Annotated in this window: 28 protein-coding genes; 2 read left to right on the forward strand and 26 right to left on the reverse strand. The window is 36.7% G+C overall.

Annotated features, from left to right (window positions below):
• From lpxK to NC818_05490, 5 genes are all read right to left on the reverse strand, one after another.
• On the reverse strand, positions 1-1,089 hold the full coding sequence (lpxK, locus tag NC818_05470) for a tetraacyldisaccharide 4'-kinase (GenBank protein ID MCM8784202.1): 1,089 nt from the start codon (positions 1,087-1,089) through the stop codon (positions 1-3).
• The gene (locus NC818_05475; protein MCM8784203.1) at positions 1,070-2,605 is read right to left on the reverse strand and encodes an HD domain-containing protein; all 1,536 of its coding nucleotides are present in this window, start codon (positions 2,603-2,605) and stop codon (positions 1,070-1,072) included. The genes lpxK and NC818_05475 overlap by 20 nt, the downstream gene beginning before the upstream one ends.
• Positions 2,606-2,712: 107 nt before the next feature.
• The gene (locus NC818_05480) at positions 2,713-2,934 is read right to left on the reverse strand and encodes a hypothetical protein (protein ID MCM8784204.1); all 222 of its coding nucleotides are present in this window, start codon (positions 2,932-2,934) and stop codon (positions 2,713-2,715) included.
• A 92-nt stretch (positions 2,935-3,026) separates the two neighbouring features.
• Positions 3,027-3,458, reverse strand: coding sequence for an NUDIX hydrolase (locus tag NC818_05485; GenBank protein MCM8784205.1), 432 nt, complete (start codon positions 3,456-3,458; stop codon positions 3,027-3,029).
• A gap of 24 nt (positions 3,459-3,482) precedes the next feature.
• A complete protein-coding gene (locus NC818_05490; protein MCM8784206.1) occupies positions 3,483-4,379 on the reverse strand; it encodes a hypothetical protein in 897 nt (298 codons plus the stop codon).
• 148 nt (positions 4,380-4,527) lie between these two features.
• Here NC818_05490 and NC818_05495 point away from each other — a divergent pair, with 148 nt between their 5' ends.
• A complete protein-coding gene (locus NC818_05495; protein MCM8784207.1) occupies positions 4,528-4,998 on the forward strand; it encodes a YbaK/EbsC family protein in 471 nt (156 codons plus the stop codon).
• 5 nt (positions 4,999-5,003) lie between these two features.
• Here the strand turns inward: NC818_05495 and NC818_05500 are convergent, their stop codons facing one another.
• The 15 genes from NC818_05500 to NC818_05570 all read right to left on the reverse strand — a co-directional run bounded on the left by NC818_05500 (position 5,004) and on the right by NC818_05570 (position 18,982).
• Positions 5,004-5,954: a hypothetical protein gene (locus tag NC818_05500; protein ID MCM8784208.1), complete on the reverse strand. Its 951-nt coding sequence runs from the start codon at positions 5,952-5,954 to the stop codon at positions 5,004-5,006.
• A 2-nt stretch (positions 5,955-5,956) separates the two neighbouring features.
• On the reverse strand, positions 5,957-7,201 hold the full coding sequence (gene fabF / locus NC818_05505; GenBank protein MCM8784209.1) for a beta-ketoacyl-ACP synthase II: 1,245 nt from the start codon (positions 7,199-7,201) through the stop codon (positions 5,957-5,959).
• 73 nt (positions 7,202-7,274) lie between these two features.
• On the reverse strand, positions 7,275-7,517 hold the full coding sequence (acpP, locus tag NC818_05510; GenBank protein ID MCM8784210.1) for an acyl carrier protein: 243 nt from the start codon (positions 7,515-7,517) through the stop codon (positions 7,275-7,277).
• 31 nt (positions 7,518-7,548) lie between these two features.
• Positions 7,549-8,286 carry a 3-oxoacyl-[acyl-carrier-protein] reductase gene (fabG, locus tag NC818_05515; protein MCM8784211.1) on the reverse strand — a complete coding sequence of 246 codons (738 nt, stop codon included), beginning with the start codon at positions 8,284-8,286 and terminating at the stop codon, positions 7,549-7,551.
• Between the two features lie 66 nt (positions 8,287-8,352).
• Positions 8,353-9,291, reverse strand: a complete 939-nt coding sequence (fabD, locus tag NC818_05520) for an ACP S-malonyltransferase (protein ID MCM8784212.1) — start codon at positions 9,289-9,291, stop codon at positions 8,353-8,355.
• Between the two features lie 34 nt (positions 9,292-9,325).
• Positions 9,326-10,312 carry a ketoacyl-ACP synthase III gene (locus NC818_05525; GenBank protein ID MCM8784213.1) on the reverse strand — a complete coding sequence of 329 codons (987 nt, stop codon included), beginning with the start codon at positions 10,310-10,312 and terminating at the stop codon, positions 9,326-9,328.
• Positions 10,312-11,322, reverse strand: a complete 1,011-nt coding sequence (gene plsX, locus NC818_05530) for a phosphate acyltransferase PlsX (GenBank protein MCM8784214.1) — start codon at positions 11,320-11,322, stop codon at positions 10,312-10,314. Before plsX ends, NC818_05525 begins: the two co-directional genes overlap by 1 nt.
• Before the next feature lies 1 nt (position 11,323).
• Complete coding sequence (gene rpmF, locus NC818_05535) at positions 11,324-11,515, reverse strand: 50S ribosomal protein L32 (protein MCM8784215.1); 192 nt, start codon at positions 11,513-11,515, stop codon at positions 11,324-11,326.
• A 67-nt stretch (positions 11,516-11,582) separates the two neighbouring features.
• Entirely contained in the window at positions 11,583-11,993 is a 411-nt protein-coding gene (locus NC818_05540) for a DUF177 domain-containing protein (protein ID MCM8784216.1), read from the reverse strand.
• Positions 11,974-13,128, reverse strand: a complete 1,155-nt coding sequence (locus NC818_05545) for an acetate kinase (protein ID MCM8784217.1) — start codon at positions 13,126-13,128, stop codon at positions 11,974-11,976. Before NC818_05545 ends, NC818_05540 begins: the two co-directional genes overlap by 20 nt.
• A 29-nt stretch (positions 13,129-13,157) precedes the next feature.
• On the reverse strand, positions 13,158-14,174 hold the full coding sequence (gene pta, locus NC818_05550) for a phosphate acetyltransferase (GenBank protein MCM8784218.1): 1,017 nt from the start codon (positions 14,172-14,174) through the stop codon (positions 13,158-13,160).
• Positions 14,167-14,658: a pantetheine-phosphate adenylyltransferase gene (coaD, locus tag NC818_05555; protein MCM8784219.1), complete on the reverse strand. Its 492-nt coding sequence runs from the start codon at positions 14,656-14,658 to the stop codon at positions 14,167-14,169. The genes pta and coaD overlap by 8 nt, the downstream gene beginning before the upstream one ends.
• The gene (rsmD, locus tag NC818_05560; GenBank protein ID MCM8784220.1) at positions 14,658-15,212 is read right to left on the reverse strand and encodes a 16S rRNA (guanine(966)-N(2))-methyltransferase RsmD; all 555 of its coding nucleotides are present in this window, start codon (positions 15,210-15,212) and stop codon (positions 14,658-14,660) included. The genes coaD and rsmD overlap by 1 nt, the downstream gene beginning before the upstream one ends.
• Before the next feature lie 7 nt (positions 15,213-15,219).
• Positions 15,220-17,295 (reverse strand): ATP-dependent DNA helicase RecG, encoded by a 2,076-nt coding sequence (recG, locus tag NC818_05565; GenBank protein MCM8784221.1) that lies wholly within the window; start codon positions 17,293-17,295, stop codon positions 15,220-15,222.
• 1 nt (position 17,296) lies between these two features.
• Positions 17,297-18,982, reverse strand: coding sequence for an O-antigen ligase family protein (locus tag NC818_05570; protein MCM8784222.1), 1,686 nt, complete (start codon positions 18,980-18,982; stop codon positions 17,297-17,299).
• Between the two features lie 47 nt (positions 18,983-19,029).
• On the opposite strand from NC818_05570, the gene rpmB reads away from it, so the two are divergent.
• Positions 19,030-19,260 (forward strand): 50S ribosomal protein L28, encoded by a 231-nt coding sequence (gene rpmB, locus NC818_05575; protein ID MCM8784223.1) that lies wholly within the window; start codon positions 19,030-19,032, stop codon positions 19,258-19,260.
• On the opposite strand, the gene recJ is transcribed toward rpmB, so the two are convergent.
• From recJ to NC818_05605, 6 genes are all read right to left on the reverse strand, one after another.
• Positions 19,257-20,960, reverse strand: coding sequence for a single-stranded-DNA-specific exonuclease RecJ (recJ, locus tag NC818_05580; protein ID MCM8784224.1), 1,704 nt, complete (start codon positions 20,958-20,960; stop codon positions 19,257-19,259). The two genes, rpmB and recJ, sit on opposite strands and share 4 nt — an antisense overlap.
• Before the next feature lie 2 nt (positions 20,961-20,962).
• Entirely contained in the window at positions 20,963-22,231 is a 1,269-nt protein-coding gene (locus NC818_05585; protein MCM8784225.1) for an SLC13 family permease, read from the reverse strand.
• On the reverse strand, positions 22,224-22,736 hold the full coding sequence (locus NC818_05590; protein ID MCM8784226.1) for a shikimate kinase: 513 nt from the start codon (positions 22,734-22,736) through the stop codon (positions 22,224-22,226). The genes NC818_05585 and NC818_05590 overlap by 8 nt, the downstream gene beginning before the upstream one ends.
• 2 nt (positions 22,737-22,738) lie before the next feature.
• Positions 22,739-23,863: a chorismate synthase gene (gene aroC, locus NC818_05595; protein MCM8784227.1), complete on the reverse strand. Its 1,125-nt coding sequence runs from the start codon at positions 23,861-23,863 to the stop codon at positions 22,739-22,741.
• 12 nt (positions 23,864-23,875) lie between these two features.
• Positions 23,876-24,691, reverse strand: coding sequence for a prepilin peptidase (locus tag NC818_05600; protein MCM8784228.1), 816 nt, complete (start codon positions 24,689-24,691; stop codon positions 23,876-23,878).
• A 66-nt stretch (positions 24,692-24,757) separates the two neighbouring features.
• Positions 24,758-25,615: a shikimate dehydrogenase gene (locus NC818_05605; GenBank protein MCM8784229.1), complete on the reverse strand. Its 858-nt coding sequence runs from the start codon at positions 25,613-25,615 to the stop codon at positions 24,758-24,760.
• Positions 25,616-25,643: the final 28 nt, after the last annotated feature.

Below are 25,643 nucleotides of genomic sequence, written 5' to 3' on the forward strand. Positions count from 1 at the left end.
CTAACCGTTATGTAAAGTAGATAATCGACCATAAAATATCTCAGATTCTAAAATTTTCATTTCCACTGCTAAACTAAAAAGATGCAAAGTATTAGAATATTTTTTTATAATCTCAAGCAAGGGAGTTAATCTCACCGCATCTTTTTCGGTAGTGAGTAAAATTTTAACGCCATTTCCAATACAAGAAGAAAAAATCTTAAGTAAATCAGGCTCTTTATAGCAATAATGGTCCAAGAATTCAAAAACCAATTTTATATTGCCCCCCAATTTCTCTACTGTAAATTTAAAAGATTGAGGTGAAGCTATCCCTGAGAATATACACACATCTTTTCCTTTTATAATACTTAAATCTTTCTTCTCCCCATTGGCTAAATTCTGTAAAAATTGAGGGAGATAAATGGCATTAAAAATTTGAGCCCTATGATTAATTCTCTCTAACTCGTATTTCAGCCTATCTAAACTACTTTTTTCTTTCACCAAATCCGTCTTGTTAATAACAAAAAAATCAGCCCTCTTTAAAGAAGAAATCGGCTCCCGTAAAATACCGCGGGGGATAAGCCAGCCATTACCAAAAGGGTTAATACCGTCGATAACAACTATTTCTAAATCTTTCTTTATTCCCCACTGTTGAAATCCATCGTCCAAAATAACTATATCGGCGTGGTATTCTTGTAAAGCTTTATTTATGCCTCTCTTACGGTTAGAGTCAACAACAATGGGAATATCAGCTAATTTATGCGATAGCAAAAGTATTTCATCGGTAGGTAATTTAAAGTATTTATGTCCACCGTATCCGCGTGACAATATAACTACACGGTTTCCTTGGGTTCTAAAATATCTTGTTATACTTTCCACGAGGGGAGTCTTTCCCGTTCCTCCCCAGGTAATATTACCGATGCTCACTACTTTAGCATCAAAAGATTTCCTCTTACATAAATTTTTGTCATATAAAAATAAAATCAGCTTGATGAAGAAAAGATAAACAAAAGAAATAACTAAAAAGATGAATTTAATTAAATTTGCTATAAAAGAATATTTTTTATCGGTAATTACCTTGTAAATATAATTTCTAACCCTGTAGCGCACCATTATTTTTCTCTTTAATTTCTCCTACAGACTTATACAAATATCTAACAAAATCTTCTGCTTCTTTTTTATCTTTTATTCTCTTCTCTACCTGGGCTTCTTCTAAAGTCTTTAATATTTTACCCACTAATGGACCTGGTGAGATATTTAATATCTGCATCACCTCTTCGCCATTTAATATTCTTGGCGGTTTTACGATATCCTGTTCATAAAAATATGCCTGAATAAGATGAAGAAGATATTTTTTGAATTCTCTCCGACTCTGGGAGGTGGTCAACGGACCGCGCGTAGAAAATTTATCTGCAAGAGCAACCAATATAAGCGCAATGCTCTCTTCTCCGCCAACACGGAAAAAACGCAGTTTTGCACGCGGAGAAACATCTTTTGTATCTACAAGATATCCGGGACGAAGATGTAAATTAATTAGCTTTATAAGTATATTCTCCTCACGAGAAGAAAGTTTTAATCTCTCAATTATTTTACATGCTAATTCTGCCCCCAGCTTTTCATGCCCAATAAAACGAATTTTGCCATCAGCGGTAATCTCTTTAGCCCACGGTTTACCTAAATCATGAAACAGCGCTCCTAATTTTAATACAAACAACCTTTTTCTTACACCGGCAATTCTTTCTTCCAAATATTCTCTAATCCTTTTTCCGATTAATTTTTTAGAGTACAATTGGGCAAGAAGTTTCTCTAGCTCTTTTAAAGTTCTTAAAGAATGCTTCCAAACATCCAGATGATGATAAGGGCCTTGCTCTACTCCCCGCATTCCAATGATAAGAGGAAATATTTTATCTAAAACTCCTAAACCGTCCATCTTTCTTATCATTTCATAGGAAAAGGGCGTTTCCAAAATACGTGCAAGTTGCTCGGTAATTCTTTCTCCAGCAACTCCAGATAAAAGAGAGGCTTCCTTTTTAATCAAACTTTCTGTAAAAGGCGCAATTCTAAAACCTAATTCCTGAGAAAAAGTAAAGGCACGAACTATCCTTAAAGGGTCATCAATAAAACTTTTCTCGGATACTACACGGATTGTCTTCTTTTTCATATCCTCAAGACCTCCCCAAGGGTCAATCAGCTTAAACAAATTTTTGTCTCTTAAACCCTTTAAATCCAAAGCCAACGCGTTAACTGTAAAATCACGCAAATAGAGGTCCTCTGCGATATTGGCTCCACGAAATTGGCTAAAATCAAATTGATATGGTTTTTCACCGTCGAAAACTATACGAAAAGTCTTACTTTTTTCATCCAGAATAACAAAATGTCCCTTTAGTTGGCAAGAAAGAAACTGAGTAAAATCTTTTACCTCTCCACTAACTGCAAAATCTATCTCTACTACCTCCTTAACAGATACTCTATTGAGTAATAAATCCCTGATTATACCACCAACAATAAAAACATCTACGGACTTCTTCCGCTGTAGAACACATAGGTCCTTTAAATAAGAAATGTTAGATAAACTCTTCCAGAGCCTAGCCACATCTATCTTCATCCTTAACATAACCCTTAAAACCATAAATGAGCCCTTGCGGGCTCATCTACAAGATAATTTATTTATAATATTAATTAACAATTTGCTTAATATGAAAAACAGACAAGGGGAGGCTGTTTTAAAAAACGCTTCTATTTTTTTTCTTCTTCTTTCTTTTCCTTTGCTCTTGCTATGGCATCCTTTACTTCACCAATACCAGCAATTAAAGCAATCAATCCTCCAAAGATAAGCATCGGTGGAACGCTACCTTTTAAAACGGTAAGAAAATTTCCCCACCACCATTTTGGGGTTAAGAACAAAATCCCTAAAGCAATACTTACAAGCCCTCCAATAATTGCTAAAAACTTACCCACTTAAATCACCTCCCTCATCCAGATAATAAAACCAACCTCCCCTAATTAGGAGATTTTAACACAGAGAAAATTCAAAAGGCAAGGGAAAAATTTTATTTTTCCTGAAGTATCTTTCTTGCCTTTTCCATTGTTTCTCTCTCAGATTTATATGACAATCTGTTAATTGCCTCATCTATCTCCAGCCATTCCACACTATCTACTTCCCAATTGTGATCTTCAATATTTCCATTCGTGTATTTAAATAGAAAAAAGTCCACCGTTTTAGAAAAAATAGTTCCCTCTTCTTTGGAAGAATAAAAATAATGGATAGAGTTCAGTTTCTGAATCAACTGACCTTCTAAACCTGTTTCTTCTTTTACCTCACGTATTGCTGCCTCTTCGGGAGATTCTCCTGGTTCTATTTTACCTTTGGGAAGGCACCATATAGTATTCTTATTGCGAGAAATCAAAGCCACTTCAAGCCTGCCTTCTTTCTCGCGAAAAACCACTCCCCCTGCGGAATGCTGTTTTTTTGTTTTAAACATAGAACTTACCTCCTCTGTCTATCCTTAAATTCTCCATCTCCGATCAATCCAACTCCATTGTTCAGGATATTGCTCTATAACATCTTGCAGTAAAATAACTAAATTCTGAGTATTATCAAAAATGGTCCGCTCAATATTTTCTTTATGTGCAATCTTAAACTCCGGATATACTATGAGTTTATGTCTCTCTTGTTCTCTTAGTATAAACATGGGAATTATGTTTGCACCGGTGCGTAGAGACAAAATTACTGGACCGGCAGGTGCCGAGGTGTAACGATTAAAAAATTTAACAAATAAACCCGAACTGCCCGCATCCTGGTCTATAAGAATAATCAAAATCTCATTGTTTCTAAGAACTTCTATGGATCTCTCCACACATCTTATTGCAGGCTTAGTAAATATCGGTCTAACTTTCTGCATGCGTAATCCTCTCCCCAAAACATTTGCCATTTTCTCATCACGTGGGGTGCGCAAAATATAGTTAACGGGATATCCGTATTCTGACAATACTCCTCCCAAAATAGTAAAAGCCCCGATATGAGCAGTTATCCCGATTATTCCTTTATGTGCCTTTAAAGCATCATCAATTATTTTACGATTCTCTAAATATGCCAAATTTTTTCTTCTTCGAGAATGAACTAAGAACCATAAAGTATCAGATGTATTTGCTCCTAAAAAGAGCGTTGATTTGTATAAAATATTCCTCCTTTCATTATTATTCTTCTGCGGAAAAACAACCCTCAGATTATTAAGCGCCAATTGCCGATAGTATTTTGAAACCTTGTAGAAAATCTTACCAAGTAAAACACCAAGTTTACGTAAGAAAGAAAGAGGAATAAAATAAACGACAACCGCCAATAATCTTAGAAACAGACGGACAAAAGAATAACGGATGGTTCTCTCAATTTTTCTTATCTGCATTTAGAAAACCCCTCAGCTAAAATGGTTCGTTCTCACGCAATATAAATTATAACAGAAAACCAAGAAATAATTATAAAATTTTTCTTGACTTAAAATTTATCCTGTGAGAAAATCCGAATCAAAATAACAGTTTTAAAAAGGAGGAATCATGGGCATACCCAGAAAAATCATTAACTATCTAAAGAAAAATAAGGTCAACTATAAAACTCTAAAACATGAAATCGCCTATACCGCTCAAGAAATCGCTGCTCTGCAACATGTCTCTGGTAACCGCGTAGCAAAGACAGTTTTGATAAAGACAGATAAAAATTTTCTGCTCGCAGTTCTACCTGCAACTTATCTGATTGATTTTAACAAAATCAAAAAGATTGCTAAGGTTAAAAAAACTATGCTTGCTAAGGAAGAAGATATGAATAAATTGTTCCCCGATATTGAACCGGGGGCAATGCCTCCCTTGGGACCATTATTAAATCTTCCTGTATATGTGGATAAATCATTGACAGAAAACACAGAAATCGTCTTCAATGCAGGAACCCATTCAGATATGATTAAGATGAAATATAAAGACTTTGAAAAAATAAATAAGCCCGTAGTGGGTAACTTTGGAAAACACGTCTAAAAGAATTATACCTCTGATAAGAACTTAGGATGAGCAATAAAGTTGTGCTCAGTAATCGCAAGAAAATGATAACCGTGGGTTTTATACCATCCAATTACCTCTTCTAAACTCGCTGTCCCGCCATCTGTTTCTGTATGGATATGAATACAGCCCTTCAACCACTCTCCCTTACCAAAATAAGGGAAATAAGTTACCTTGCCATCTTTAGCAAAAATTGGTTGGGTCCATGCTTTTTTCCTATTTTTCAAATCTTTAATCTCAATGCGAACATATTTATCGTCTGGGCTAAAATAATAGGTTGATTCTTTACCAAAGTTTATCTGGCAAACCTTATGCCCATTTCTAATGTATTTAATCTGAGCGGGAGATTTCAAATGTAGATAAATACTAGTTTCTCTATTAATAATCTCCTCGACCAATGGGCCGGTGGTAGAATAAAAAGAACCCCGCTTCAATGCCTCTAATATCCCTGTTACATCCATAACTTCTGTTCTCACCATAATCCAAGCCCTCCCTGCATCTCTTTTTAAATCATGCATATCGTCAGAAGTAAAACCCCAAATCTTCCTATCAAATTTGCGAACCAAGAGAAAATCCCAGCGACGGGTAGATTCAGGCCAAGGAATTTTATTGGGATTATATATCTCTATACCCAAATACCCATCTAACCTAAAAAGTTTACGCCGATTGTAGGGCTTGAGTAAATAGCTGGGATGGGAAAGAATAGCTAAACCATTTTTAGAATTTATCTGATTAATTATTCCCTGTAGACTCGATTTGATATTTAAGGGGGAATCTAAGTTTAAAGCAACCATGTCATTTCGTGGTAATGTCACTTCTACCGAACCAGGAAGGATAATTATTCTTCCGTTAGAATCTTTTTTATCCACAGGCACGGCGGGCAATTTCTTCCTTCCCCAATTAATAAAGAAAAAGAATGAATTTTTTAAAGACATTTTTAGACAAATTTTCTTACCAGGAGAGTGGCATTGTGTCCACCAAATCCTAACGAATTAGACAAAGCAACTGTAACACTTTTCTGCCGTGCAACATTAGGAACGTAATCAAGGTCGCATTCGGGGTCAGAAAATTCATAATTTATGGTAGGAGGAATTATGCCATATTTTATAGTCAATACTGTAGCAATTAGTTCTACCGCTCCCGCAGCTCCTAATAAATGTCCAGTCATCGATTTGGTAGAACTTATGGGAATTTTCTTAGCATATTCTCCGAATACAAGTTTTATCGCTAAGGTCTCTACCTTGTCATTCAACTGAGTAGAAGTGCCATGAGCATTTATATAATCAATTTCCTGGGGTGAAAAACCAGCATCTTCAATTGCCATGTTCATTGCCCGAGCAGCACCTTGACCGTCGGGATCGGGGGCGGTAATGTGATAAGCGTCATCGCTGGAACCATAACCTACAATCTCTGCATAGATATTTGCGTTGCGCCTGAGCGCATGTTGTAACTCCTCGAGCACCAAAACACCCGCTCCTTCACCCATAACAAAACCTTCCCTTTTGGCATCAAATGGTCGTGAAGCTTTTTCCGGTTGGTCATTATAATGTGTAGCCAATGCCTTAAGAGCACAAAAACCACCTATGCCTAAAACAGTAATGCAACTTTCTGTCCCTCCACTTAAAATCACATCCGCCTGTCCGCGTTGGATGGTTTTAAAAGCTTCACCTATAGCATGAGCAGAGGAAGCACAGGCAGTAACCACGCAATAATTTGGCCCCTTTAATCCCAAAGATATAGCCACTTGGCCAGGAGCCATATTAACAATCATCATAGGAATCATAAAAGGGGAAAGACGTGAAGGCCCTTTCTCCAAGAGTATCTTATGCTGTTGTTCTACGGTATGAAGCCCTCCGATACCTGAACCAATCACTACCCCTATACGAAAAGGATCTTCTTTAGAAATGTCCAATGCTGCATCCTTGACTGCTTCCTTCGCTGTCACTAGTGCAAATTGAACAAATCTTTCCATCCTTTTGACTTCCTTGGGACTAATGTGTTCTCCGGGAGAGAAATTTTTTACTTCACCTGCAATCTGGCAATCAAAAGGAGAACTATCAAAACTGGTAATTTTCCCTATCCCACTTACTCCGTTTTTTAAAGAACACCAGTAATCTCCAAGAGTGGAACCCAAAGGAGAAATTATGCCCATCCCTGTAATCACTACCCGACGTTTTTCCATCGCTATATCCTTTAAGAATAAACCCGCCTTTTGCCGGCGGGTCTTATGGATAAGTTATATTTAAGAAATACCCCTATTTTTTGGGTTGAATCTTGCCTTCGATATACTTAATAGCATCGCCAACAGTGCGAATTTTTTCCGCATCTTCGTCCGAAATCTCTATGCCAAATTCCTCTTCTAAAGCCATTACCAATTCTACAGTATCCAGAGAATCCGCACCTAAATCATCAATAAAAGAAGAGGTTTCTTTTATTTCCTCTTTTTTAATACCCAACTGCTCTGCCACAATAGACTTAACCTTTTCTACAATTTCCATCTTCTTTACCTCCCTTCTTTTGCACCGCGATTTAAATCATACCTCCATCCACTACAATTACCTGACCTGTAATATAACTTGCAGATTCAGAAGCAAGAAACAAGGCAACTTCGGCTATGTCGCGGGGAGCCCCAAATCTACCTAAAGGTATTTTTTCCAACATTTTTTCTTTTATATCTTGAGGAAGTCTATCAGTCATCTCTGTTTGAATAAATCCGGGGGCAATCGCATTGACTGTAATCCCCCGCGAAGCCAACTCTTTTGCTACCGACTTTGTAAATCCAATTATACCCGCTTTAGAAGCAGAATAATTTGCCTGTCCTGCATTACCAATAAGACCAATAATCGAGGAAATATTTATAATTCTCCCTTCTTTTTGCTTAAGCATGACCTTTGCTACTGCTTTGGTGCAATTGAAAACGCTTTTTAAATTTACCTCAATAACCTTATCCCAATCTGCCTCATCCATTCTTAGAATTAATCCATCGCGGGTTATCCCCGCATTGTTAATTAGTATATCTATTCGCTGGGAGTTGTCAAGAACATTCCCCACCATTTTTTCTATATCTTCTCTACTACTCACATCCACTTTGAAAGTGCTGACGCATTTATCAAAGTTAAGGATCTCCGCTTTTGCCCTCCCTAACTCCTCCTCATTTATGTCACAGATAACTAACTTTGCTCCTTCTTGGGCAAATCGCAAAGCAATCTCTTTTCCAATTCCACGGGCTCCACCCGTTACAATTGTTACTTTATCCTTCAATAACATCTTCTTTTCCCTAATTTTAAGGCTGAATAATTATATAAGAAAAAAATATTTTCTGTCAAGTTTATTTCAAGCTATTGTTACTTTTTCCATAAATACTTTTATATCCTGAGTGGTCTCGATATTGTAAACCTCTAATGCATTATCAATTCTGCGAATTAGCCCCGAAAGCACCTTCCCTGGACCAATTTCTAAGAATGTAGTAACTCCATAATCAACCATAAACTTCACTGATTCCTCCCAGCGGGTAGCATGATTTATTTGATTAACTAAATTAGTTTGGATTTCACGTGGTTCTTTCTCAAGATAAGCAGTTACATTACTTACCACGGGTATATGGGGCTTTTTTATATCTATACGATTCAATTCCGATAAAAGTTTCTTACCGGCAGGAGACATTAAAGAAGAATGAAAAGGTCCGCTTACTTCTAAATAAACTGCTCTGCGAGCTCCTTTATCTTTCGCAAGTGCTACTGCTCCTTCAAGTGCTTTTAGGGAACCAGAAATAACAATCTGCCCCGGACAATTAAGATTGGCAATCTCTGCCCTTGACTCATTACAAATCATCTCTACCGTTTCATAATCCAAACCTAACAAAGAAACCATCCCTCCGGGATTAATCTGAGAAGCCTCCTCCATAAATTCTCCTCTTTTATATACCAACTTAACCGCATCTTCAAAATCAATTGCCTCTGCAGCTACGAGCGCAGAATACTCTCCCAAGCTCAAACCCGCAGTTATCTGGGGAGAAATAGAGGGAATAGCCAATTTCAAAGCATTAAGAGTAGCAATAGAGACTACCAAAATGGCTGGCTGAGCGATGGAAGTTGATGTGAGTCTTTCAAGAGGTCCCTCAAAACACAACTGTCTCAAATTCAATTTAAGAACCTCCTCTGCTTTCTCAAACAAAAACCTTACTTCACTGAAATTTTCATAAATGTCCTTGCCCATTCCTACATATTGTGCTCCCTGTCCAGGAAAGACAAAGGCAATTTTCTTCTTGTTCATTTTAATCCTCTAAAATAATAAATCGATAAAAGACTTAAGCCCATTCAATTACGGTTGCTCCCCAAGTTAGTCCGCTACCGAAAGCCACCAACACAATTATATTGCCTTTTTTGGGCTTCTTGAATTTCACTGTCTCATATAGAGCCACTGCAGTAGAGGCGGAAGACATATTACCGTATTTTTCAATATTTAAATAAATCTTATCCATAGAAATTCCTATTTTTTTTGCTACTGCTTGTAAAATACGAATATTTGCCTGGTGGGGAATGAGATAAGTAACATCTTTACAGTCAAGACCTGCTTGAGCAAGCGCTTTTTCCGCAGCATCTGCCATTAATTTCACGGCATGTTTAAACAACTCTGATCCCTCCATCTTTAAAAAATGCAGTCTCTTCTCTACAGTAGAAAATGAAGCAGGCATTCTTGAACCACCAGCAGGTATCTGAAGTAAATCAACCTGATTACCATCTGTTCCTAAATATGTAGAAATTATTCCACCTTTATCAACTTTTCTTAATACACACGCACCTGCACCATCTCCAAACAAAACACAGGTACTTCTATCTGTCCAATCAGTAATTGCAGAAAGTTTTTCTGCACCAATAACTAAAGCGTTTCTATAGGTACCATTCTTAAGAAATTGCTCTGCCATATTTATGGCATAGATGTAACCCGTACAGGCAGCAGAAATGTCAAAACAGACTGCATTGAAGGCTTTTATTTTGCGTTGAATAAAACAAGCGGTGGAAGGGAAAAACATGTCCGGTGTAATTGTAGCACAAATAATGAGTTCTATTTCCTGCGGACTTAAGCCCGCATCTTTCAAAGCTTCCTCTGCAGCACGAGCTCCTAAATCTGAAGTGGCGTCTTCGGGAGAAGAAATTCTTCTTTCTTTTATTCCTGTTCTGGTAATTATCCAATCATCGGTAGTATCTACCATTTTCTCCAAATCCTGATTGGTAAGAACTTTCTCCGGCAAATACGCACCGACTCCTACAATGCCTACAGCATTATTACACATCACCATGCTCCTAACTTTTCTATTCCCTCTTGAATGTGTATCCTAACATTATTCTTTACAGAACAAACAGCAAACTTAATGGCATTCTTTATTGCACGGTAAGAAGAAGCACCGTGGCAAATGATACAGACTCCGTTTACTCCCAAAAGAGGAGCACCGCCGTATTCCGCATAGTCTATCTCCTTCTTCAAATTCCTAAATGTGCTTTTTAAAAACAAGGCACCAATTCTCGCAAGACCACTTCTCTTGATATGTCTTCTTAAAAATTCTATCAGAGCATAGGCAAGACTCTCGGATATCTTCAAAGCAACATTACCCACAAAGCCATCACAAACAATTACATCTGTCTTTCCTTTAAATATATCTCCTCCTTCTACATTACCAATAAAATTCAACCCACTCTTTAAAAGTAATTGATGGGTTTCTTTAACAAAATCGGTTCCTTTCGTATCTTCTTCACCAACATTAAGCAATCCCACCCGAGGTTTATCTATGTTAAAAAGATACCTTGCATATACCGCCCCCATAATTGCATATTGATAAAGATGCATAGGCTTGGGATTAATATTTGCACCTGCATCAATCAGAATACAAACTCCTTCTAATGTAGGAAAAACTATAGCAATACCCGGACGTTCTATACCCGGGATAAGACCCCATTCAAGTGTAGTAGCACAAACTACTGCTCCCGTGTTGCCTGCGGAAATAAAACAATCCGCCTTACCTTCCTTCACCAATCCCACCCCTACCATGATGGAAGATTCTCTTTTTCTCCGCACACTTACCGCAGGATAATCCTCCATCCCAATTACTTCAGAAGCGTGTTTAATAATTATCCTCTGAGGATAACGCAATCTATGCCTAGCTAATTCCTTTCTTAAAATTTCTTCATCACCTACAAGCACCACTTCTCCATAACCCTCATTCACCGCAAGAATCGCTCCCTCAACCTCTACATGAGGAGCGTGGTCTGAACCCATAGCATCTACCGCGATGCGAAAATTGCTCATTTTACTCCTTTTCCTCTTTCTCGAGCACAATCACTTGCCTCTTTCGGTAATATCCACAAAAGGGACATACACGATGAGGTAATTTCATCTTACCGCATTCAGGACAGGCAATCAGACTGGGAATATTGATTTTCCAATGAGTACGCCTTTTGTCTCTTCTTGACTTAGAAAATTTTCTCTTGGGTAATGCCATCTTCTCTCCTCCCTTCTATTATGTAGTATGGAAACAGTAACTGCACTTAACTAAACTATAAAAAAGATTAACTCCTTTTACAATTACATTTACCTTTATTCAGGTTTCCTCCGCATCGGGGACACAAGCCCAAACATTCGGGCTTACATAAAGGCTTTAGAGGATAATCAAGAATAATTTCCTGTCTTATGTCATCGGTAGTATCCACAATGTCGGTATTCTTAACTGTGTATTCAAAACTATACTCTTTTTCAAGAAGAAATTCTGAAGCATCGAGACATCTTGCGCAAACAACTTCTAGAAATACCCTCACTTTTGCCTTCACAAATAATTCGTGCCCCTCTTTATAAAGATGATAATCCACCTCAAAAGGCTTATTTACTTTTATATCAAATCGGTCTAAGTCCAGAACCTCGGGTAAATATATCTCTTTGCAGACCTCTCCCTCATAAGGAATGCTACTTACTTTTATTTTCATTATTTTTTAACAAAAAATAAGACTGTCGTGCAATAAGGTGTTCTTCATTGGTATGAATAACTAAAACCTTCGTCCTTGTTACTTTAAGAAGAAAATCTAATCCCTTACAAATTGCTCTACGGATTTCCTTTTGATTTTCTCCTATACCAGCGGTAAACACAAGAGCATCCAACCCCCCCATAATTCCTGCATATGCTCCAATATATTTTTGTACACGATAGACAAAAACATCTCTGGCTAATTTTGCCCTCGGATTTTTTTTCTTTACCGCCTTATTTATATCCCTCATATCGTTACTTATGCCCGATAAACCAAGTAATCCACTTTTTTTATTAAGCATCTCATCTATTTTTTCTAAACTGTACCCCTTTTTTAAAAGAAAAAGAATGATCGAGGGGTCAAAATCTCCCGGACGCGTTCCCATGACCAATCCTTCTAAAGGAGTAAACCCCATGCTTGTATCGATAGATTTTCCTCCTTTAACCGCAGTGATACTACATCCATTACCTAAATGGCAAGTAATTATTTTTAAACCCTTTAAAGGTTTCTTAAGAATTTTTGCTGCTTCTTCTGCCACATATTGATGACTTGTCCCATGAAATCCATATTTTCTTATTCCAAACCGTTCGTATAAATTGTAAGGCAACCCATAGAAAAACGCCTGTTTGGGCATTGTAGAATGAAAAGCTGTATCAAAAACCGCTATCTGAGGGATACCCTTCAAATGTTCAAAACAAACCTTAATAACCAAAACAGCGGGAGGATTATGTAAAGGTGCAAGTATACTATATTCCTCTATTTTAAGCAATCTTTTTCGGTCAATAACGCAAGGTTGACGAAATGCTTCTCCTCCGTGGACCACACGATGGGCCACAGCAGTTATCTCTTTAAGGTCTTTTAACACCCCTTTCTTTCTATCCAAAAGCAGAGAGAAAATAAAATTAATTCCTGCTCGATGGTGAGGAATTTTTAATTTCTTAAGAAAAACACTTCTTCCACTAACCTGATGTTTTATAAAAGAAAAATTTTCTCCAATCCTTTCTAAAACGCCTCTTAAAAGACGGGTTTCCTGGGGCATCTGGAATAAAGAATATTTGATAGAAGAACTTCCGGCATTAATTACTAATATTAACATATCTTATATGCTTAATCTGATTGTTTAATTTAATGCGTACAAATTTTGGATTTCTGGGCACGCACGGCAGTCACTGCTACCGCATCTATGATATCATCAACATCACAACCCCTTGAGAGGTCACTGGCGGGACTTTCTAAACCTAAAAAGAGGGGGCCAACTGCTTTCGCCTTTGCCATTCTCTGAACGAGTTTATATCCACAATTGCCTGCTTCAAGATTGGGAAAGATTAAAACATTAGCATAGCCTGCTACAGGACTATGAGGAAATTTTATCTTTGCCACCTCTGGAACAATAGCAGCATCAACCTGCAATTCCCCATCAATTAATAAATCGGGACGCCTTCTTTTAACTATCTCTAAAGCATTGACAATTTTATCAATATTTTCCCCTTTACTTGAACCTTTAGTAGAATAACTTAAGAGAGCAACTTTTGGTAATATTTCTAAAACATCCTTTGTAAAATCCGCGGTTTCGATAGCAATCTCTGCAAGTTGCTCATCATCAGGTTCAGGGACTACTCCACAATCAGCAAAAACAAATAACCCCTTTTCTCCATATGTACAATCGGGCACTACCATAATGAAAACACCCATAACCGTAGAAACTCCTTCTTTCTTCTTTATGCAATGGATAGCTGCTCGTGCAACATCGGAAGTAGATAAACTTGCTCCCGCCACAAAACCATCTGCCTCTTTTGCTCCCACCATTAAACTGGCGATAAATACAGGATTTCCTTTTACAATTTTTCTTGCTACCTCTAAACTTATACCTTTTGCTTTACGTAGTTCAAAATACAGAGAAGCATATTTTTTAATTATGTCCCCATTGTTTAAATCGATAATCTTTATGCAATCTGAGGCAGCTTCCTCTTTAAACAACTTATGCAACTCTCCTTTTTTATCAAAAATAAATACTTTGGCAATTTTCTCCCTTACGATAAAACTTACCGCTTCCTGAACCCTTTTATCTTCTCCTTCAGGAAGAACAATTGTTTTAGAATCGCGTTTTGCCTTTTCTCTTAAAATTGATAATACATCACCCATGACATTTACCAAAAAATTTCTTCCGTAAAGCCTTCTCGACAAAAGAAGGAACAAAATAAGAAAGGTCTGCTCCTAAAGCCCCCGCTTCTTTTATCAGTTTTGAAGACAAATAAGAATACGCTTCATTGGGCATCATAAAAATTGTCTCTATAAAAGGGGCAAGCTTTCTGTTAGTAAGTGCCATTTGAAACTCATACTCAAAATCTGAAATCATCCTTAAGCCACGAATAATTATCTTTGCTTTCTTTTTTTTCAAATAATCTACCACCAAACCATTAAAAGTATCCACTTCCACTCCCTGCACATCTCTCACTGCTTTTTTTACCAGATTCACCCTTTCCTTCCAGGAAAAAAGTGTTTCTTTACTAGGATTTTTTGCCACTGCTATGATGACCTTGTTAAATAAAGAGTTAGCTCGTTTGATTATATCAATATGCCCGTAGGTAATGGGGTCAAATGTTCCTGGATATATAGCTATCTGTATCATTTATCTTTCAATTTAAGAAAAGAAACAAACACCTCACCATATCTTCTCTGTTTTAAGAGAAATAAGTTCCCTAATTCACCCAATTTTTCCTCCCCATGGTGCTCTACTACAATTAATGCTTCAGGTTCTAATAATATACTACTTTCTGAAATTTTTTTCAAGATTAAACTCACTAAACCTTTCTTGTAAGGAGGGTCAAGAATAATTAAATTAAACCTTTCTTCATGGCAAGAGAAATAATCTATAGCTCTAAAACAATCTATTCGCATAACTTTTGTCTTTGGTTTGATTTCTGGCGGAATATTTCTCTTGACCACTTCAATACATTCTTTATCATTATCTACAAAAGTAACGCTACTTGCTCCTCGAGAAATCGCCTCCAACCCCAAAGCTCCTGAACCGGCAAACAATTCCAGAACTACCGCTCTTTCCACAAATTCACCTAAAACATCAAAAATTGCCTTACGCACCTTCTCTTCAGTTAAACGTAAATTTTTTAACTTGGGAGAAATTAACTTTTTACCTTTTAGTATGCCAGTGGTTATGCGCATATTATTCTTAAGCTACAGAAACAAGTTCAAGATTGGGAAATCGTTCTTTTAAAGTCTTTAGTAAAATTCTGTGTTTTGAGAAATCTAAATAGGGATCGTTTGCCAGGAGACCAAAGGCTTCTTTTCTACTCAACTCAAGTATTTCCATATCTTTTAAAATATCCCCAACTTTAATCTCGGGAAATCCATGCTGGCGTTCACCGAAAAATTCTCCCGGACCGCGTATTTTTAAATCTTCTTCAGCAATTCCGAATCCATCGCGAGTCTTTACTAAAGCAGTAAGTCTTTGTCTTGCCTCTTCTGTTTTGGCAGAGGAAAACAGAATACAATAAGAGGGATATTTCCCCCTTCCTATCCTACCGCGTAATTGATGTAGTTGAGCAAGCCCGAATCTTTCGGCATTTTCTACCACAATCACTGTAACATTAGGAATGTCTATTCCTACCTCAATCACAATGGTAGAAACAAGCAAATCAATATTCCCTTCTTTAAAATCCTTCATTAGAATATTCTTTTCTTCAGTGGATAATCTACCATGCAGAAGTCCAATTTTAAATTCTCTAAAATCTTCCTCTTTTAATCTCTCGTACATCTGTACTGCAGATTTCACGTCTAAAATTTCTGATTCCTCTATGAGAGGATAGACAATAAACGCCTGCCTTCCCTGTTTTAATTGTTCCTTAACAAAATTATATAAATCTTTTCTTTTATCTTCTGAGACCCAATAGGTAAATACCTTACCTCTTCCCTTGGGTAGTTCGTAAAGAGTGGAAATATCTAAGTCTCCATAAAGAGTCAAGGCAAGAGTACGGGGAATGGGAGTAGCAGTCATAATTAGGCAGTCCGGATTGAGCCCTTTATCTTGCAACTTTTTCCTCTGCAAAACTCCAAATTTATGTTGTTCATCGATTACCACTAAGCCAAGATTGTTAAATTCTACATTCTCCTCAATTAGCGAATGCGTACCAACAATAATATCTATATCACCATCTTTTAATCCTCCCTTTATCTTATCTTTTATGTAGCAAGGAACACCGCTAATCAAGAGTTCCACTTTTATCCCAAAGGGAATAAAGAAATTACTCAAATTAATAAAATGCTGCTCTGCAAGAATCTCTGTGGGTGCCATCAAGGCTCCTTGATAACCATTTTGCACCGTTAAAAATAAAGCATAGACAGCAATAACCGTTTTCCCTGAACCAACCTCTCCCTGCAGGAGACGCTGCATAGGTTTAGATTTTGCCATATCTTCTTCTATCTCTCTAATTACATGTATCTGGCTATCGGTTAATCTAAAGGGAAGTCTTTCCGAAAAAATTTTAAATAAATCGGGGTCGAGACGATGACTTATCCCTTTCTTGTTCATTCTTTCTTTTATCCTTTTTATTCCAATTCCTAATTGCAGAAGAAAGAATTCCTCAAAGACAAATCTTTTCCTTGCTAATTCTTCCTTCTCAAAATCATCGGGAAAGTGCATCCAATGGACTGATTCTACAATATTCGGTATACCATTGCGTTTACGAATATCGTAGGGGATAAATTCAGATAATTTATTTGCATAATGATTAATTGCCTCATATACAATGTTCCGCAATATCCTCTGGGTTAAGTTCCCCGTTAGGGGATATACGGGAACAATCCTTCCCATATTTAGCGAATCGAAACTATGCTCTTCAATAATTTCAAATTCAGGAGAATTCATCTGGTAATTCAAAAATCTCTCCACTTTACCATAGAGGATAACTTTTCTGCCTTCTTGAAACATCTTTTCTAAATACGGCTGATTGAACCATACTGCAGAAAGAATTCCGCTTCCATCCGTAATTCTTACCTCAAATATATAAATCCCCCGCCTTGAACGCCTCAAATTAGTAAAAATCACTTCTCCCATCACCAATTCCGTTCTACCGTCTTCCAAACGAGAAACTTTCTTAAATTCTCTACGGTCCTCATAACGCCGAGGAAAAAGATAGAGTAAGTCAAAAACTGAGTTTACTCCCAGACGTTGAAGGTCTTTACACCGCTTGGGTCCAACTCCTTTTATATATTGCACAGAAATGTCTTTAAGAGACCCACCCATCATTTTAATTAAGTATCTTGTACTTCAACATAAAATAGGGATCTTTGTCTTTAGGATTTAATTTAAGACAAAAATAAAATTTTTCATAAGCCTCTTTAATCCTACCTTCCAGAAAATACACATAACCTAAATTATAGTTTGCGGAGGAAGAAAGTTTGTTTATTCCAATTGCTCTTCGGTAATAATCCTTTGCTCTATCCATCTCTCCTCTTAAGAGATAGAGATTACCCAAATTATTATAAAGCGCTACAGAAAAATTGCTACTGAGTTTATTTTCTAAATCCTCTATCGCTTTATCCAAATTATCCATATCCACAGATTCTAAAAACACAGTTTTAGATTCACTTTTAATATCGTGGATTCCACGCATTATTAGAGGAGAAAAAGCAAAATTTAAAAGAGAAAAATTAAAAAAAATAATCAAAAGAAAACAAAATCCTCTGAGAAATGGTGAAAGAACAATTGAGGAAAAAGATTTGCATAAATGAATTTCTATCAATTTAGCTAATATAGCAATGGTTATCCAAAAATATATTCCCAAATAAACAATCCTCAAATTTATCTCTCCGAGGTTAAGAAGGATACCGGACCATAAACTTGCTAATCCTATAAGAGAAATTATCTTTGAATCTTTGTCAATACCCTTTTGAAGATTAATTCTAAGTATTAAAAAAGAAATTGAACTTAATAAAATTACAAAGGCTAAAAAACCAAACGTGCCCAATTCTGCCCATAACTCTAAAAATTCGTTACAGGCATGTCTTATAAATTGTTCAGGATAAAAGCTAAATTTTTTATATTCAGAGGTAAAGAGCACAAAATTACCAATCCCGACGCCTCTAAAAGGATAATCTTTAATCATATTTAAAGCTACCCGCCAGATTAAAAATCTTTCCCTAAAACTCATTAAAAATCTTTCTCCATAATTCTTAAAGAATATTTTCATCCCCCAAAATACCACAAAAATAATTGCTAAAATAAAAATATTTTTTATCAATTTCTTGTTTCTCATATCAAAAATAAAATATAAAAATAAAAAGAAAAACATTGCCGTAAAACCTATAAAAAATCCTCCCTTTGAACCCGTTAAGATTAAGGCATAAATTGACACTAAACATCCCAAAAAATAAGAGATTTTATTTAGATTTTTTTTTGTGAGCAGCAAATTAACAAAACAAAAAGGTAGGTTTATCGCCAAAAAACCACCCAGAAAATTCTTATTGACAAAAGTGGAAATCACTATACCTTTATGCGAAATTCTGAGAAAATCCCAACCCAGATATTGAAACCACCCATAAAAAGAAACCAAGAAGATGCTTAAAGCCAATAATGTAATGAAATGCTTTATATCTCCTAAACTATCGAAGGAAGAAAGAAAAATAAAATATATACCCACATATATAAATATCTGATAAAATTGAACGGAGCTGGCAAGTTTATACGGGGATAAAATAAAAGAACATAAATTAAAAATAAAGAAGGCAAGGACTAAACCATTAACATAACTTTTTCTGAAAGAAAAAAAACCCTTAATTAAACCAATAACCCAAAGCAAAAGAAGAAGAAAAAAAATAAGAATAAGATAAAAGGACTTATAATCAAAGGCATCGGTTCTATTAAAGGAACCAATATTTATAAAAATCAGAATAATAAAAGTAAACTGAATAATTTTCTTGAATTTATCTTGCATAATGACTATAATTAAAACCTCTTATATTTTAAGGGAGGGAGGAAGCTATGTCAAGGAGATGTGAAATTTGTGGAAAAGCACCACAAACAGGCAAAAACATTGCTCGACGTGGTATGGCCAAGAAAAAAGGTGGGGCGGGAAGAAAGATCACCGGCACAAGCCATCGCCGATTCTTGCCTAATTTAAAATGCATAAGGGCGGTAATAAACGGAAGAACCCGTCGCGTTAAAGTCTGTACAGAATGCCTTAAAAAAGGGAAAGTAATAAAGGCGGTTTAAAGAGCGCTCCGAAAATCCTCTATATTTAAACTGATATACTCTTGACCCCGAAAACTTAACAAACGAGGGATATAAGCGAGGTCGAAAGATTTACCCTTTTCTGCTTGAGAAATCCAATTCTCAAAATCTCTCCCCCTTGCCTGATATGTAAAAGAACCATCGGTAACCCAAATTTCCAATCTATTCCTATTACGATTATTCAACATATCTTTAAGACGCAAACCATAGCTAACGAAAACAGGCACAGGATTCCCTTCACCAAACGGAGCTAGTTGATTAAAATCATTAATTAAATCGGAATTTAGTAAAGAAAAAGGTAATTCTCCATCAATGTAAAGAGAGGTTGAAAAAATTTCCGAAGTAATTGTCTCCTTCAATAACTGATTAAATAAAAGCTTAAATTGGGGAATTAAATCTCTTTCCATTTTTATCCCACAAGCAGATTTATGACCGCCGTAGGAGATAAAAAGATGGGCACATCTATCTAAAACCTTAATAAGATGAATGTCTTCCAAATCTACTCTTCCTGAGCCAGAAGCTATGCTATCCTTAAACGAGAAAAGTATTACCGGGCGCGAATAACGCTGGGAAAGTTTGGACGCAACAATTCCCACCACCCCTTGATGCCATCTCTCATCTCCTAAAACAATAGAGAAATCTTCTTTAAAATTAACCTCTCTTTCAATACGACTCACCGCCTCATTGTAAATATCTTCTTCTATCCCCTGTCTTTTGCGATTAGTATTGTCTAGAACCTTTGCAATCTCCAACGCTTCCGAAAGGGATTCAGTAATAAATAACTTTAGACTCGCCTCGGCAGAATCAAGCCTTCCCATGGCATTGATACGGGGACCTAAGATAAAACTTATATCGTAAGGAGATATTTTTTTATTTTCTATAGCCGAAACTTCCATAAGTGCCTTAACGCCAGGAAGCTGACTTTCATTCAACTGGAGAAGACCATATCTCACCAAAATTCTATTCTCTCCTAATAAAGGAGAGATGTCAGCAATAGTCCCTAAACAGACTAAATCCAATAATTTCTTAATTTCCAAAAAACCATCTTTATCTAATAAAGCCTGTGCCAATTTAAAAACTACACCCACACCAGAAAGATTTTTATCCGGATAAGTTTCGCCTTGGCATAAAGGATTAACAATAGCAAAAGCCTGTATTGGCAAATTTCTTTCTTCTGGTTCATGGTGGTCGGTTATGACCACATCAATTCCTCTTTTTGCTAAAGATGCTACCTCGGAAGCATTGGTAATCCCACAATCAACCGTAATAACCAGATTAATATTCTTATCCACTGCATAATTTATCCCTTCTTCACTTATGCCATAACCTTCTTCAATGCGATGGGGAATGTAATAAAAAACTCTTCCACCGTATTCCCTAAGAAGTTTAATAAGTATCGCCGTTCCCGTAATGCCATCTACATCATAATCTCCGTAAATAAGAATATTCTCTTTTTTTTCTATCGCCTTTTTTATCCTGGATACGGTTTTCCCCATGTCTTTAAAAAGAAAAGGGTCATACAAATCCGCAAAAGAAGGATTAAGAAAAGCATACGCCTCATCAGGACTATCTATTTTACGGTTTATTAAGAGTTGTGCCAACAAGGGAGATATGCCCAAAGACTTGGTCAAACGACTAACCTTATCTGAATCTGGTTGCAAAATTCTCCAAATTTTCTGCATGGTTATTTCCAAACAAACCAAACTAAGAGATAAGCAGAAATCACCGCCGAAAGAGTAAAAGGCAACCCTATTTTTACAAAATCTTTAAATTTTACTATAATTCCTTCTTTTTTAAGCAAACCACAGGCAACAATATTTGCTGATGCTCCGATGGGAGTGATATTTCCTCCCAAACTTGCCCCCAGAAGTAAACCAAAGAGAAAAAGAGAAGGATTAGCATTAAGCTCCTTTGCCATGTAAATAGCCACGGGAAGCATTGTGGCAAGTAAGGGCACATTGTCCACAAAAGCAGAGAAAAAAACTGCACTAAAAACCAAAACGCTGTATCCAAAAAAAATATTACTACCTACCAAAGATGAAAAAAACTTAGAAATTTCTTTTATCCAACCGGTTAAGTGTAGCGTCCCTACAAGGATAAATATTCCCATCAAAAACAAAGAAGTTTCCCAATCGAGCGTTTTTAAACCTTCTATAATCGACCCTTCATTAGAAAACTTTTTCCAGATTAAAGAAACTATCCCAAAGAATAAACAAATTACTCCCGCTAAATAAGAAAAATTCTCATCCAAAAATGAAGAAAAAGCTAGCGCTATAATCAATAGGATTAAAATCGAAGTAGGAACCCAAGAATGTATGTTTTCGGTATTTGTTATTTCAGCCTTTCTTCTATTACCCTTAAAAATAAAATAAAGAACAAAGAAAGAAACAATCGCTCCTAGCTCAACTGCAAAAAAAATGCTGGGTTTACCTTTATAAAAGAAAAAATCCATAAAGTTCATTTTGGCGAACCCTGCTAAAAGCATGCTGGGAGGGTCTCCAATCAAAGTAGCAGTTCCTTGAAGATTACTAGAGATAGCAATAGCTATCATCATATTAGCAGGATTCATCTTCAGTTTTCTCGCTAAAGAAAAAGCAATGGGGGCAACAATCAAAACTGTCGCTACGTTCTCAACAAAGGCAGAAATAACGCCAGTAAGAGCACAGAGAGAAAGAATTGCCCAACAAACATTTTTTGAACGATTGACAATCTTTTCCGCAATGTAGGCAGGCATCCGACTCTCCATAAAAATATCGGCAACTAGAAGTGTTCCTATAAATATTCCCATGACATTCCAGTTAATCAATAAAAAAGCATCCCTAAAAGTAATTATCCTCAAAAAAATAATGGTCAACGCAGAAATTAAGGCAACCCAGGTCCTTTTTTTAGGAAGTATAACAAAGAGCATATAGGAAGCTATAAAGATAAAAAGGGTAATTTCGCGATTACTCATCTTTTTCTTTAAGAATTTTAAGGATTTCCTCTACCACTTCCCCTATCGTCAAATAAGAGGTATCTAAAGAATAGTCTGCCCGAGCATAATAAGGCTCTCTTATCCTTAAAAGTTCTGCAATACGCTCTTTAGGATTAGAAACATTGAGTAATGGGCGATGCGTATGTTTTTTTACCCTTTCCCAAATAATCTCGGGTTTCGCTTTAAGACAAATAAGTAAACCATTCTTCTTTAAATTAACGACGTTCTCTTCTCTAAGTACCACTCCTCCACCTGCATCAACAATTAAATTTTCCTTATCAGAAATATCTTTTACTACTTTACTTTCTAAATCACGGAAATAATCCTCTCCCTTTTCAGCGAATATCTGAAGAATTGGTTTTTTCTCCCTCTCCTCAATCAAAGTATCTAAACTCAGATATTCACATCTGAGTAATTTCGCTAACTCTTTTGCCACGGTTGTCTTTCCCGTTCCCATAAAACCCACAAGAACTATATTTTTCATAACTAATATTTTCTTAAATTCTGTATATAATTCTTATAATTAAGTTTCATTTCCGCAAGACTATCTCCGCCAAATTTCTCGCGCATCGCACGGGCAATTTCAAAAGCAGAAACTGCTTCGGCAATCACTCCTCCTGCGGGAACCGCACACACATCTGCTCGTTCTACCGCGGCTTTAGCTTTCTGTTTCGTAACTATATTTACTGAATCCAGAGGATTCATCAAAGTGGAAATGGGCTTCATATACCCTCTGATAATAATCGGTTCGCCGTTACTCAATCCTCCCTCTAACCCTCCTGCGCGATTAGTTTTATGATAAAAACCCCTTCTTTTATCATAATAAACTTCGTCATGAACTTCAGAACCCAAAAAACCCACATTCAAAAACCCCTCTCCAATCTCAAAAGCCTTCACTGAAGGAATAGCAACAATTGCCTGAGCAATTCTTCCGTCCAAGCGTAAATCGTATTGCATAAAACTTCCCAAGCCAGGAGGAACGCCTAAAATAATCACTTCAAAAATCCCACCAAGCGTATCTCCTTTTCTAATTGCTTCCTCAATCTCTTCTCTCATTTTCTCTTCCGATGTTTTGTCAATACATCTTAGAGGAGATTTCTCCGCTCTCTCCCTAATGCTATAAAAATCTAAATTCCTCTTTTTTACCTCAATACCACCGATTCTCAAAACATGGCTAATTATCTCTATCCTAAACTCAGAAAGTAACATCTTACAAATGGCTCCTACTGCCACCCGCGCAGAAGTCTCTCTGGCAGAAGCACGTTCTAAAACATTGCGCACATCTTTGGTATCGTATTTTAGAACTCCCGCAAGGTCTGCATGTCCCGGCCGAGGAAAAATTAAAGGAGGCAACCCTTCAATTTTATAATCCCTGTTTTTAATAAACAAAGCGATAGGACTTCCTAAAGTAAATCCTTTCCTTGTCCCAGAAATAATCTCCACTTCATCTGTCTCTATTTCCATCCGTTTCCCCCGACCAAAACCCTTTCTTCTTCTCTTTAAATCAACATCAATCTTATCCTCAATTATTCGCAAACCTGAAGGTATCCCTTCCAAGATAGCCACCATACCCTTGCCATGTGATTCACCAGCAGTTAAATATCTTAACATTGTCCACCTCCCTTATTTCCCCAGTAACCAGTAGCCGGTAATCAGTAACCAGATGTTTTCTCCCCAAACAAGCGTAATGAACCCTCCTAATATTAAAAATGGTCCATAAGGTATATAATGAGATTTTGTCTTCATTAAAGAGATTATACCAAAAATCAAACCGAAGAAAGGGGCAATAAAAAAAGTAAGTACAATCTTCTCCGCCCCCAAGAATGCTCCCAACATTGCCATAAGTTTAACATCTCCAAAACCCATCGCCTCTTTCTTGAAAACCAATTTACCCAAGAATCCAATTAACCAAATCATACCTCCACCAACAATTAGCCCCAAAAAGGACTTTTTTAAGGCAGGCAAAACGGACACCTCTTTGTGAATTTCAGGGAATAACAAACTGAAAAATATACCTAAAACTATCCCCGAAACAGAGATAACATCAGGGATAATCTGGTATTTCAAATCAATAAATCCTGCTACGAGAAGAGAAGAGAAAAGGATTGTATAGATAAAAAATTTTGTCGTAACGCCGTAACGCATATAAAAGAATAAAAAAATACTTGCACTCAACAACTCTACAAAAAAATAGCGGGGAGATATTTTTTTACCGCAGTAACGGCATCTACCCAGAAGAATAAAGTAACTCAAAAACGGAACATTGTCATACCAAAGAATGGTCTTTTGGCAATTTGGACAATGAGAACGCGGAGAGACAATAGATTTTCCTTCCGGTAGACGAGATATGCAAACATTCAAAAAACTACCTACAAAAGAACCAACAATAAAAACGAAAAGTTTAATGTTAAATAGTGAGATTTCTCTTAAATTAAACAAATTACAATTCTCCGTATAGTTTTTATATTATATAAAAGAAGAAAGGCAAATTGCAAGGAGTAAAAATTATGCTGATTTTTTGGATATTGCTTTCTCCAGCACTTTCTTCATAACCAAAACAGGAGCTTTTTTACCTGTCCAGAGTTCCCACGAGATGGCTCCTTGATAAAGAAGCATACCTAAACCATTCATCGTCTTCAAGTGCTTTGATTGGGCAATTTTGAGAAGTTTGGTTTTTGGAGGGTTGTAAATCAGGTCGCAGACAGAAAGCCGGGGATGAAAAACTTTCGGTTCAACAACCAAAGGGTCGTCTTTATGCATCCCTACGGGAGTGGCATTAATCAAACAATCAAAATCCTTAAGAGGCGAATTGGGTAAACTTCCAGCAAGCTCTACACTACTATTAGGAAAATGGAGTCTGAGGTCAATAACCAATTTTTCTGCTTTAGAACGGACGAGGTCATAAAAAACTATTTCTTTTGCTCCCGCACGGAGCAAATTAAAACCTATTGCCCGGGATGCGCCTCCTGCGCCCAGAATAAAAAACTTCTTACCCTTGGGTCTAATTTTTAATATCGTCTCCAGGGCTCGAATAAATCCTCTCCCATCGGTATTATAACCTACTAACTTCCCTTCTTTAACCACAATGGTATTAACCGCTCCAATAATTCTCGCTGTAGGATAAACATCATCCAAAAGTGGAATACATGCTTCTTTATGGGGTATGGTAACATTCAATCCAGAAATGCCTAAGATTTTCATCCCTAAAAGAGCATCTTTAAGATTATCAGGGGCAACCTCAAAGGCTAAATAAATCGCATTTATCTTGGATTTTGCAAAAGCAGCATTGTGCATCAGGGGTGAAAAACTGTGGTGCACCGGATAGCCGATTATTCCGTAAAGCCGTGTGTGGGAATCAATCATAAATATCTTAAAAATTAAATATCAAAAA

The organism is Candidatus Omnitrophota bacterium (assembly GCA_023819145.1).
In the GTDB taxonomy this organism is placed as follows: domain Bacteria; phylum Omnitrophota; class Gorgyraeia; order DTHP01; family DTHP01; genus JBFWKV01.